Source organism: Marinibacterium profundimaris (assembly GCF_002210095.1).
Classification (GTDB): Bacteria; Pseudomonadota; Alphaproteobacteria; order Rhodobacterales; family Rhodobacteraceae; genus Marinibacterium; species Marinibacterium profundimaris.
Map to the genome: position 1 here is coordinate 65,957 of NZ_AQQR01000001.1, position 12,115 is coordinate 78,071.

Annotated in this window: 8 protein-coding genes; 6 read left to right on the top strand and 2 right to left on the bottom strand. The window is 69.2% G+C overall.

Translation table 11 applies throughout. The features are described from left to right. The first annotated feature begins 94 nt into the window (after positions 1-94). The 5 genes from ATO3_RS29090 (at position 95) to ATO3_RS00375 (ending at position 5,586) form a co-directional block, all read left to right on the top strand. Positions 95-1,816 carry a LysM peptidoglycan-binding domain-containing protein gene (locus ATO3_RS29090; protein WP_233151983.1) on the top strand — a complete coding sequence of 574 codons (1,722 nt, stop codon included), beginning with the start codon at positions 95-97 and terminating at the stop codon, positions 1,814-1,816. 215 nt (positions 1,817-2,031) lie between these two features. Then, the gene (locus ATO3_RS00360) at positions 2,032-3,840 is read left to right on the top strand and encodes an ABCB family ABC transporter ATP-binding protein/permease (RefSeq protein WP_088647819.1); all 1,809 of its coding nucleotides are present in this window, start codon (positions 2,032-2,034) and stop codon (positions 3,838-3,840) included. Between the two features lie 117 nt (positions 3,841-3,957). Then, positions 3,958-4,281 (top strand): hypothetical protein, encoded by a 324-nt coding sequence (locus ATO3_RS00365; protein WP_088647820.1) that lies wholly within the window; start codon positions 3,958-3,960, stop codon positions 4,279-4,281. A 316-nt stretch (positions 4,282-4,597) separates the two neighbouring features. Continuing rightward, positions 4,598-5,029: an FKBP-type peptidyl-prolyl cis-trans isomerase gene (locus ATO3_RS00370; RefSeq protein WP_088647821.1), complete on the top strand. Its 432-nt coding sequence runs from the start codon at positions 4,598-4,600 to the stop codon at positions 5,027-5,029. Positions 5,030-5,283: 254 nt separating this feature from the next. Beyond that, a complete protein-coding gene (locus ATO3_RS00375) occupies positions 5,284-5,586 on the top strand; it encodes a hypothetical protein (RefSeq protein ID WP_088647822.1) in 303 nt (100 codons plus the stop codon). 271 nt (positions 5,587-5,857) lie between these two features. On the opposite strand, the gene ATO3_RS00380 is transcribed toward ATO3_RS00375, so the two are convergent. Together ATO3_RS00380 and ATO3_RS00385 are read right to left on the bottom strand one after the other, a co-directional pair. Further along, positions 5,858-9,673 carry an efflux RND transporter permease subunit gene (locus ATO3_RS00380; RefSeq protein ID WP_088647823.1) on the bottom strand — a complete coding sequence of 1,272 codons (3,816 nt, stop codon included), beginning with the start codon at positions 9,671-9,673 and terminating at the stop codon, positions 5,858-5,860. Between the two features lies 1 nt (position 9,674). Further along, the gene (locus ATO3_RS00385) at positions 9,675-11,123 is read right to left on the bottom strand and encodes an efflux RND transporter periplasmic adaptor subunit (protein WP_088647824.1); all 1,449 of its coding nucleotides are present in this window, start codon (positions 11,121-11,123) and stop codon (positions 9,675-9,677) included. 274 nt (positions 11,124-11,397) lie between these two features. Here ATO3_RS00385 and ATO3_RS00390 point away from each other — a divergent pair, with 274 nt between their 5' ends. Continuing rightward, on the top strand, positions 11,398-12,093 hold the full coding sequence (locus ATO3_RS00390) for a hypothetical protein (protein ID WP_088647825.1): 696 nt from the start codon (positions 11,398-11,400) through the stop codon (positions 12,091-12,093). Positions 12,094-12,115: the final 22 nt, after the last annotated feature.

Consider the following 12,115-nt stretch of genomic DNA (forward strand, 5'->3'; position numbering starts at 1 on the left):
GAGGGCCGTGCGGCCCGTGTTTTGACCGCAGATTGCCGCGTTGTTACAATAGCTTCAAGCCGGCACCGCGGGGCGCCGGCACAGAGGATGGAAAATGGCCGCAAGGACCGGGCTTTTCGGGATGCGCACACCGGGTGCCGTCGCAGTCGCCGTGATCGGCGCCGCTGGCCTCGGTCTTGTCGGCTACGAGATCTACAAGCGCAGCCGGGATGCGGCCCCCGAAACGGCCGTCATCGGGGGCGACACTGCCGAAAACTCCGCCGCTTCGCAACCCCGCGACCCCGCCGCCGACCCTGCATCCCCCGCCACGGGCGAGAGCCCGCCGACAGGCGACAGCGTCGCCGATGCCCCTGACGGATCCCCAGACACGGCGGCGGACTCGGCGGCGGCACCGGACAGCACGGCCGAGGCCTCCGACAATACCACAGATCCCACGCCCACCGACGATGCCGCGCCGCCCGCGCTTGTTCCTCCCGCCTTCGACGTCGTGCGGGTCGAGCCCGACGGCACCGGCGTGATCGCCGGAACCGGGCCGGCCGAGGGCACGGTCACCCTGTATGTCGACGAGGTCGAACAGGAGACGGTCGAGGTCACCGGGTCCGGCAAGTTCGTCGCCTTCCTCTCGCTTGAGATCAGCGACCGGCCCCGCCTGCTGACCCTGCGCGCCCGTCGCGAGGGGCTGGAAAGCTGGGCCCGCGACCAGATCATCCTTGCCCCCGGTGCGGGGGCCCCGGCATCCGCCCCCGACCGGCTGGCCGCCGATACCACCGCTTCGGATGTGATCGCAGAGGCCGCCACCGTCGATGTCGCCGCCACGGATGACTCTGCGGACGACACCACGGCAGCGATAACCACCGTCGCCACCGAGACTGGCGGCGGCACCGGTGCGACCACGGCCTCGGAGACGGAGACTGTCGCGACCGCCGCCCTGTCCTCCGCCGACGCTCCGTCCCAGGGCGGTGCCACCACCGGCCCCGACGCCATGGCCGCCGCGCCGTCGGGCCCCGGCGACACCGCCACTGGCCGCCTGCCGCAGACCCCGGGCGCCGAAGGCACTGCCCCCGATTTTGGCCCCGACATCGCCGCCGCCGGACAGCCCCCCGCCGGCAGCGCCGGTCCCGCCGATCCACAGGCCAATGCGCAGTCCGATCCCGCCCCGCGCCCGCGCGACGCGGCCGCGCCGGTCTCTCCGGAGGCGCCCGGCGCGCCCGACGCGCCCGGCACCGAACCCCGCGATTTCGCCGCACCGGACAGCCGGGACGCGCCCGGCGGGGTGTCGGTCCTGCGCGCCGGGGCCGACGGGGTGGAGCTGATCCAGCCCGGCACGCCCGACCGGCCCGAGGCGCTGGACCGGCTCGCGCTGGATACGATCAGCTATTCCGACAGCGGCGAGGTGCTGCTGGCCGGGCGCGCGCCCGAAGGCACGGCGGTGCGCGTCTATCTCGACAACCGGCCCGTGGCCGACCTGCCCATCGCCGCCGACGGCCACTGGCGGGGCGAGGTGCCGGGCATCCGCCCCGGCGTCTATACCCTGCGGCTGGATCAGGTGTCGGATGACGGCCGTGTCGGCGGCCGGCTGGAAACCCCGTTCAAACGCGAAACGCCCGGTGCGCTTGCCGAGGCCCGGGCCGAGCTGTCGTCGGACGCGGCCTCGATCGCCGCCGTCACCGTGCAGCGCGGCGACACGCTCTGGGCGATCTCGCAGGAGCGTTATGGCTCGGGCTTTCTCTATGTCCGCGTGTTCGAAGCCAACCGCGACAGCATCCGCGACCCCGACCTGATCTACCCCGGCCAGGTGTTCTCCATCCCCAATTGAGCGCCGGGACGCCTGTTCGCCAGCCCTGGCCGGGACTGTCTCACGACCCGCGTCAGGCGCGCACAGATCCGGTCTTCCCGCCACGGCCGGCCTGTCCCTGGCTCGGCCGCGCGGCCCGGATCCCGGGGTCCCCGGCCGGCCCATGCGCCGCCAGATCTGGTCTTCCGGACGCGGCCGGCCTATCTCTGGGCCAGCCGCCCTGCCAGGACATCCTCATGACCGCCACGCCCGATGCCACCACAGCCGCCGAGGATCGCCGCGCGGGGCTCAAGGTGATCCGCGACGTGGCGCCCTATCTCTGGCCCGAGGAAACCCATATCCGCGTCCGCGTCGTGCTGGCCCTGTCGGCGCTGATCTGCACCAAGCTGATCGCCGTGGTCACGCCGCTCTTCTACAAAAGCGCCGTCGACGCGCTGGCCAAGGACGGCGGCGTGCCGATCCTGGCGCTTGGCGCGGTGGGGCTGACCGTGGCCTACGGCATGTCGCGCCTGATGCAGGTGGGGTTCGAACAGCTCCGCGACCTGCTCTTCGCCCGTGTCTCGCAACAGGCGCTGCGCCGGCTGGCCCTGCGCACCTTCCGCCACATCCACGCGCTGTCGCTGCGGTTTCACATCACCCGCAAGACCGGCGCGCTCAGCCGCGTCATGGACCGCGGCGTCAAGGGCGTCGCCTTCCTGCTGCGCTTCATGCTGTTCTCCATCGGCCCTCTGGTGCTGGAGCTCGTGCTGATCTGCGCCATCGTCGTCGGCGTCTTCGACTGGCGCTTCCTGGTCGTGCTGGTCGCCACCTTCGCGATCTACTGCGCCTTCACCTTCGCCGTCACCGAATGGCGGGTGAAGATCCGCAAGGTGATGAACGACCAGGACAACGAGGCCAGCCAGCGCGCCATCGACAGCCTTCTGAACTTCGAGACCGTCAAGTATTTCGGCGCCGAGAAACGCGAGGCGCTGCGCTATGACCAGGCCATGGCCGGCTACGAGGAGGCCGCGGTCAAGACCGCCTATTCCCTCTCGGCCATCAATGCCGGCCAGGCGGTTATCATCAACGTGGGCCTCGTCTCGGTCATGGTCATGGCGGCCCAGGGGGTCGAGGCCGGGCTCTTCACCGTGGGTGATTTCGTGATGGTCAACGCCTACATGATGCAGGTCATCGCGCCGCTGAACTTCCTGGGCTTCGTCTACCGCGAGATCCGGCAGGCGCTGGTGGACATGGGCCAGATGTTCGACCTGCTCGACCAGCCGTCCGAGATCACCGACAAGCCCGGCGCGCCACCGCTCAGGGTCGACACCGGCCGGATCGACCTCGACGCGGTGCGCTTTTCATACGAGCCCGAGCGCGAGATCCTCAAGGGCGTCTCCTTCACCGTCGAGGGCGGGCAGACCGTCGCCATCGTCGGCGCCACCGGCTCGGGCAAATCCACCGTCGGCCGGCTGCTGTTCCGCTTCTACGATGTCACCGGCGGCGCGGTCCGCATCGACGGGCAGGACATCCGCGATGTGACCCAGGACAGCCTGCATGCCGCCATCGGCGTGGTCCCGCAGGATACCGTTCTCTTCAACGACACGATCCGCCACAACATCGCCTATGGCCGCGAGGCCGCGACCCAGGCCGATGTCGAAGACGCCGCCCGCGCCGCCCAGATCCACAGCTTCATCGAAAGCCTGCCGCAGGGCTACGACACGCTGGTCGGCGAACGCGGTCTGAAACTCTCGGGCGGCGAGAAACAGCGCGTCGGCATCGCCCGGGCGCTTCTGAAGAACCCTCCGATCCTGCTGCTGGACGAGGCGACCTCGGCGCTGGACACGGATACCGAGCAGGAGATCAAGGGCGCGCTGCGCCGCGCGGGCGAGGGGCGCACGGTGCTGACCATCGCGCACCGGCTGTCCACCATCGCCGAGGCCGACCGGATCATCGTGCTGGAAGACGGACAGATCGTCGAACAGGGCAGCCATGCCGAGCTGCTGAAGTCCCGGGGCCGCTATGCCCAGCTTTGGGACCGGCAACTGGCCGAGGACGCGGCCTGATCCGGCATGCCGGGGGGCGGCACAGCCGGGGCAGGCGACAGAGGCTTGCCAGCCCGACCAAAACCGCCGACCATGGGCCGGCCCACGCGCGGGCCGCGCGAAACCCGGAGGACCCCAATGCGCCTTGCCTCATCCCTCAGCCTGCTGATCCCGGCCGCCGCCCTGGCGGCCCTGGCCGCCTGCGACGACGCGGTGACCTCCGGCCCGGCCAACAAGGCCGACGCGCCGGCCTCGATCGGGCTTTTCGGCGACGGCTACCCGCAGCCCGGCGACGCATGCTACCGGGCGGGCGAAACGCCGGTCACCTCGCCCTACCTGGACGATTCGGCGGACCTCGTGGCCTGCCCGCCCAATACCGAGGCGCAGAGCTATGCGGCGGCCACCGGCGGCAGGCGGGTCGCCGTTGTCGAGGGCTGGCAGCTGTTCTCGATCCCGCGCTAGGCGGCTACGGTTCCGAAAGGGCAGGGCGGCCTTCACCCGCGCGATGCCGTTCTTCACTCCCCAAAGGCTATCGATCCGAAAGCCTCCGGGCGGTCGGCCCCGTCGCGCCCCGGCGCCCAGGCAGGACATCGGGGCAGGTCCGGCCGGGCAAGACGGCGGCCCGGGCACCGATTTGCGATCCTCGCGCGCCTTTGCTACCAATATCTCACGCGCCAAGACGCATCTTGGTCGTCCCTACCTCTGTGGGCGGCCCGATGACCGAGCACCCGTGACGAAGCGGCCTCGGCAAACCCACACCAGACGACAGGACATCGACATGACCCAAGCCGCAAAGGCCGGAGACACTCTGCATATCCATTACACGGGCCGCCTCGACGACGGCACCGTCTTCGACAAGTCCGAGGGGCGCGAGCCGCTGGGCTTCACCCTGGGCAACGGCGAGATCATCCCGGGCCTCGAGAAGGGCGTTCTCGGCATGGAAGTGGGCGAGACCCGCGCCGTGACGATCGAGCCCGAAGAGGCCTATGGCAGCCGTGACGAAGGCAAGATCCAGTCCGTCCCGCGCGAAGCGATCCCGTCCGACATCCCCGTCGATCCGGGCACGCAGCTGAACGTGACGACGCAGGAAGGCCAGACCATTCCGGTCGTGGTCGCCAAGGCCGACGAGAACCACGTTGAACTTGACGCGAACCACCCGCTGGCCGGCCAGACGCTGACCTTCGACGTGACCCTCGTCGAAATCGCCTGAAGAAACATATGGCCCGGCAGCGGCGCCCACGCCCTGCCGGGTCATCCACATCCCCCGGACGCGCCATCGCGCTCCGGTCCCTGTGCCCCCAGGCCAGCCGTTGCGCCAGCGGTGGGGTGAAACCCCACCCTACGCCCGTGCTCTTGGCCCGCAGCCACGCCCCCGGCAGACCCGACCCGCACAAGGTCCCCGTCCGGTCCGGTCGCGCCCGCCCGCTGGCCCCGCGTGCGCGCACCGTCCAAAGGCCTGACCTCATGCCCCGCCTGTCCCTTTGCTCCCTCGCGCTGCTGGCGCCGCTTCTTGCCGCCTGCGATGTAGAACCCGGCCGCCCAGCCGGCCCGCCCAGCCTGGCGCTCACAGGCGAAGGCTATCCCGATCCCGGCGATCCCTGCCAGCGCTCCGCCGCGCAGGTGGAGGACCTGGATTTCATCGCCCCGGATGCGCCGCTCATCGCCTGTCCGCCCGGCACGGACGGGATCTACGCCAACCAGACGCCGTGGCTCACATGGCTGGGCGAGGTCGACGGCTGGACCGTCTACGCGATCCGCCCGATGTAGGACGTGGCGAAGCGACGTTGAGGCGACGTGCACGGATGTAGGGTGGGGTTTGACCCCACCGCCCGCGCCGCATCTCTCGGGCCGCCGGGGTCATGCGACAGCCTTCCGGATGTCCGTAGGGTGGGGTTTCACCCCACCGCCCCGAACCGGCCATCAGCACGATACGTCCGGCGCGGTTTTGCGGCCCAAATCCTGCCAAAGGGTTAACACGCGCCTGCAACCCATTGAAATTCCACACCCGCACCCCTGTCCCACGCGTGGGACACCCGCGCTACTCCGCCGCTTTCAACGGCGGCCCTACCGGCGGCTCGGCCTCTTTCGGCGCGGGCGCCAGGGTGACCCGCTCGTCGCCCCACAGGATCTCCGGCATCTTCGCCTTCCGCGCCGCCCGCCGCAGCGCCCAGTCGCGGGCCGCCCGGCTCGACCGGCCCATCGACAGCCGCGCCAGCAGACCGGCGATCCAGCTCATGTAGGTCGAGAACCAGACCCGGATCGCCAGCAGCGAGGGCGTCACCACCAGCGTCAGCACCGTCGCCACGCCAAGCCCGAAGACCACCGCCGTCGCCAGCTGCTTCCACCACAGCGCCGTGGGGCTGTCGATCGTGTAGCCACCGTTGATGAAATCCAGAGAGATCCCGAACATCATCGGCGCCAGCCCCGCCATCGTCGTGATCGTCGTCAGCAGCACCGGCCGGATCCGGCTTTCGGTGGTGTAGATGATCGCCTCGATCCGCGGCATGTAGCGGGAATATTCCTGGTAGGTGTCGATCAGCACGATATTGTTGTTCACCACGATCCCGGCCAGCGCCACGATCCCCGTGCCCGTCATGATGATCGAGAACGGCTGCTGCATCACCATCATCCCGATCAGCACGCCCGTGGTCGACAGCACCACCGCCAGCAGCACCAGCACCGCGTTGTAGAAGCTGTTGAACTGGGCCAGCAGGATGATGAACATCAGCCCCAGCGCCGCCGCGAAGGCCGAGCTGAGGAAGGCCTGGCTCTCCGCCTGCTCCTCCTGGTCGCCGGTCCATTCCCAGGTCACCGCGCCGGGCAGATCGGCGGTGCTGTCAAGCCAGGCCGTCAGCGTCTCGATCCGCTCGTTCGCGTTGATCGGCACATAGCGCGCGCCGTCTTCCAGCGCCTGCTCAAGCCAGCCCGCATCCGGCGCGCCGGTCAGCGACATCAGCGCGTAGGATGTCCCGTTCGGCGCCTCGAAGACCGGGCCGTCGGGCGCGCCGCCCAGCATGGCGACATCCCGCACCACCGCCAGCGGCACCTCGGCCCCGCCATCCGGGCCACCAGGGCCGGGGCCCACGATCTTCGCCAGCCCCGGCGCCACGTCGGCCTTCACGTCGTAGAACCGCTGCTGATCCACGCGGCTGATCGTGGCCAGCTTCGGCACCGGCTGGCGGGTGATGAAATTCGACAGCGGCACGAGCCCCTGGCTCGTCCGGACCTTCAGGTTGTCCAGCGTCGACAGCACCCGGTCGGCCTCGGGCAGGCGCACGCGGATCTCGATCTCCTCGTCGCTGGTCTCCACCCGCATCGTGTCCAGCAGGATGCCCCGCGTCACCAGCTGCACCATCGCGCCCACGCTGGCCACGTCGGCGCCGAAGCGGCCGGCCTTCTCGACATCCACGTCGATCTGCCAGTCGATGCCGGGCAGGGGCAGCGTGTCCTCCACCTGGATCAGCCCGGGCGTCGCGTCAAAGACCTCCCGCGCGCGTTCGGTCGCGGCGATCAGCGGGGCCCACTGGTCGGCCTTCAGCCGCAGGTGCACCGGCTTGGCCGAGGCCGGCCCGCCGGTCAGCGGCAGGATCTCTGTCTCGATGCCGGGGATCTGCGCCAGCCGCGTTTCCAGCTGGTCGACCACCAGGTCGCCGTCATAGCGCGGATCGGCGATCTCGCGGTCCAGCACGCCGTCGATGATCGGCTCCGACAGCTTGGGCCTGTCCTCCCACGGCAGGATCTCGAACTGGATCTGGCCGACCGTGTCGGCCGGCGCCACCGAGCCGCCGGTGTTCTGGTTCAGCCCGCCTTCGCCCGCGAAGGCGAAGACATTGATGACCGACGGATGCGCGGCGATCACCGCCTCGGCCTCCTGCACCAGCGCATCGGCTTCCGAAAGCGACAGGTTGCCCCGCGCCCGCACATAGGCGGTGGCTTGTTCCGGCTCGACCTCGACGAAGAATTCCACGCCCAGCTGGTTGCGCCCATAGGCCTGGAAGACCGCGGCGACGCCGACGAAGACCAGCACGATCATCACGATCGGCATGACCGGATTGCCGGTCAGCAGCGTCACCAGCCAGCCCATCGCAGTGCGCCGGTGGCCCGCGCGCACCGGGCGTTCGCGCCGCTCGATCCGGGCCGCGCCCATGGTGATCGAGGCGGCGAAGGCGAAGACCAGGAACAGAAGCGCGCCCAGCAGCGGCCCCGCGATCGGCGGAATTTCGGACAGGAGCGGCGCGGGCAGGATATAGGCCGGGTTCAGCATCTGCATCGCGCTGACGAACATGCCATACAGAGCCACCGGCACCAGCGCCGCCCGGATCACCCAGGGCAGCGACGCCCGCAGCCCGTCCGAGGCGCGCCCGAAGACGCGGCTGATCCGGCCCGTGACCCCGCCCATCACCGGCAGGTAGATCAGCGCCACCACCAGCGAGGCGCTCAGCACGAAGATCAGCGTGACGGGCAGCATCCCCATGAACTCGCCCGCCACGCCGGGCCAGAACAGCATCGGCAGAAAGGCGCACAGCGTCGTCGCGGTCGAGGACACGATGGGCCAGAACATCCGCTGCGCCGCCTCGACATAGGCATGCATCGGGCCGGTGCCCTCGCTGATGCGCTTGTCGGCATATTCCACCACCACGATGGCGCCATCGACCAGCATCCCAACCGCCAGGATCAGCCCGAACATCACGATGTTGGAAATCGACACGCCCATCGCCGCCAGCAGCGCGAAGCACAGCAGGAACGAGGTCGGGATGGCAAAGCCCACCAGCAGCGCCGCCCGCGATCCCAGCGCCGAGAGCACCACGATCATCACCAGCGCGATCGCCGTCAGGACCGAGCCTTCCAGCTGGCTGACCATGGATCCCACCTGGCGGCTCTGGTCGTTCGAGGTGCCCAGCTCGACCACCGCCTGCAGCTGTTCGGGCCAGCGCGCCTCGGCCTCGACCAGCTTGGCCTTCACCTGCTCGACCGTGTCGATCAGGTTGTAGCCCTTGCGCTTGACCACCTGCAGCGCAACCGTGTCCTCGCCGTTGAAGCGCGCCGTGCCCTCGCGGTCCTCGAAGGTGAAGTTGATCTCGGCCAGGTCGCCCAGCGTGACCACGCGGTCGCCGTTCACCTTGACGGGCAGGCGATAGATGTCCTCGACATCCTTGAAATTCGACGGGATCTTGACGCCGAAGGCGCCCTGTTCGGTCTCGTAATCCCCGGTGGCGATCAGCTGGTTGTTGTTGCGCACCACGTTGATCAGCTCGGTCGCGGTGACGTTGTAGGCCTCCAGCCGCAGCGGGTCGATCACCACCTCGACCATCTCGTCGCGGTTGCCGGCGATCCCGGCCTCCAGCACCGCGTCCATGCTTTCCAGATCGTCCTGCAGCTCCTTGGCGATGCGCGCCATGGTGCGTTCCGGCACCGGGCCGGTCAGGTTGACGATGACGATCGGGAATTCGGAAAAGTTGATCTCGGAGATCGTGTATTGTTCCGCACCTTCCGGGAAATCCGCCGAGGCCGCGTTCATCGCGTCCCGCACGTCGGCCATGATGGCCGTCTTGTCCCAGCCGAACTCGAACTCCAGCACCACGCCGGCATAGTTCTCGGCGGCGGTGGAGGTCATCTTGTCCAGCCCGTCGAGATCGGCCAGCTCGGTCTCCATCGGCTTGACCAGCAGGCTCTCGCTGTCCTCGGCCGAAATGCCGGGGAACTGGACCGACACAAAAAGCGCCGGGATCTCGATATCTGGCTCGCCCTCCTTGGGCAGGCTGACATAGGCGAATCCGCCGATCAGGATCGACAGCACGATGAAGGCGATGACCATCCGGGCCCGCGAGGCGGCCCAGGCTACAACACCGGTCATGTCACGGCTCCTTGCTGCCCTGGCCGCCGTCGGCGTCCGGGATGCCGGGGCTGGCGTCCTGTCCGGCAGGGGTGGCGGCCGGGTCGCCAGGGGTGGCGACCGGTTCGGCCCCGGTCCGCATCTCGTCCTCGTAGGTCACCGCGACGCGCAGGCCGGCGGTCACGAAATCCTGGCCCACCACGATCACATGCGCCTCTTCGGTCAGGCCGGTCACCCAGATCCCGTCGATATCGTCGCGCAGGATCTTCACGGGGCGGAACTGCACCAGCCCCTCCCAGTCGACGACCCGCACGCCCAGCTTGCCGTCGTTGTTCAGCGTCAGCGCCGATTGCGGCAGCCGGTGCGCCATGGTCCCTGCAGACGACACAAAGATCTCGGCCGTCTGCCCGTCGCGGATCGCCAGGTCGGGGTTCTCCACCTCGACCTCTACCGCGAAGGTGCGCGTCACCGGGTCGGCGGAGCGGCTGATGAAGGTCACGACCCCCTCGGCCGAGCCGCCATCGGCCAGCCGCGCGGTCGCCGCCGCGCCGGGCGCGATCCGGCCCACCTGGGTTTCGGGCACGTAGCCCACCAGCTTCATCGGATCGAGCTGGAGCACCGTGGCGCAGATCCCGCCCGCGGCCAGGAAGGAGCCCAGCTCGGCCGTGTCGCTTTCGAGATAGCCCTCGAACGGGGCGGTGATGGTCAGGTACTCGATTTCCTTTTCCGCAAACGAAACCTGCGCCTGCGCCGATTCGACGCCCGAGCGCGCGCTTTCCAGCCCGGCATCCGCCGTGGCCACTGCCGCCTCGGCCGAGCGCACCGCCGACCGCGCACCGGCCAGCCGGATATCGGAGGCATAACCGCCCTCGGAAAGCTTCTCGGCCGCGTTCAGATCGATCTGCGCCTGTTCCAGAACCGCCTCGGCCTCGGCCCGGCGCGCGCGGCTCTCGGGAATGCGGCTTTGCGCCTGCGCCAGCTGCGCCTTGGCATTGGCGAGCGTGACATAGCGCGTGCCGGGATCGAGCTCGCACAGGACCTGGTCCTTTTCCACATGCGCGCCCCGCCGCAGCGGCTCGGACGTGACCACGGCCGAGGTCTCGGACGGCACCGCGACCTGGCGCATGGCGCGCGTCTCGCCGCGCAGGGTCACCGCGCTGTCCACCTGCTGCGCGACCGAGCGCCGCACGACGACCCTGATCGTCGGCGTGTCGCTTTCGGTTCCGGCTGTGGGGGCAGAGGACGGGGCAGGCGGGGCGGAGGCCGCGTTGCCCGCATTCCCGCCCTCGGGGGGCGTTGCGGCGGCGGCCAGCTGCTCGCCCCCGACCATATCCGCGACGGCATCGTCGGACATCGCGGCCTCGGCCGGATCGGTCCCGCGCGCGAAGGCGAGCAGCTTGTCACGCTCCAACACCAGGAAATAAAGCGCCACGATCACAACAAGGGCTGTCAAAGTCGGGATAAGTCGCATGGTTTCGCCTTCTCGTCACACACAGCGGCGCGGGGTCCGGTTTATCCCGTCTCCGGATCACGCGCCCGTGTTTCCGCGCCGCATCCCGGATTATATGGCGCGCCCGATCTGAACTGACCAGTTCACATTTGCATTTTTCCGCATTTTTTAACAGAGCCGTTGCGGCATTGGGTCGCCGCTGCCCCTTGGCTTGGCATTTTCGCCACGATATAGCGGGCCAACCCGTCGCGACGCGACGGCGTTTGTAAAATAAGGCACAAATCCGGGGGACGGCGTGAGCGACACCGACAGTTTCATCGACGAGGTGACCGAAGAGGTCCGTCGTGACCGGCTTTTTGCCCTGGCCCGCAAATACGGCTGGATCGCCGTCCTGATCATCGTACTGATCGTCGGTGGCGCAGCCTGGAACGAATATACCAAGTCCCGCGACCAGGCCGCCGCACAGGCCCTGGGCGACGCGATCACCGTGGCCATGGAAGCCGGCGACGCCAAGGCCCGGGCCGAGGCGCTGGCCGCGATCGAGACGGACGAGCCCGGCGGCACGGCGGTGGTCGATTTCCTGCGCGCCGCCGCCCTGGCCGAGGACGACCGCGCCGAAGAGGCCGGCAAGCTGCTCGACACGATCTCTCTCAACGGGGATCTGCCGCTGATCTACCGCAACATCGCCGCCTTCAAGGCGCTGACCCTGCGCGCCGCAACCGCCGACCCGGCAGAACTGCGCACCGGTTTCTCGGCGCTGGCCACGCCCGGCAGCCCGCTGCGCCTGCTGGCCGAGGAGCAGCTGGCCATCATCGATATCCGCACCGGCGAGACCGACGCGGCCATCGACCGGCTGCAGGCGATCCTCGAAGACGCCGAGGTCACCGCGGACTTGCAACAGCGCGCCACGCAGGTGATTGTGGCGCTCGGGGGCGACCCGCAGGCCATTCCGGGCGCCACAGGTGCCGGCGATGACGGATCCCAGGGCTGAGCACAGTTGACGTAACGCCTCC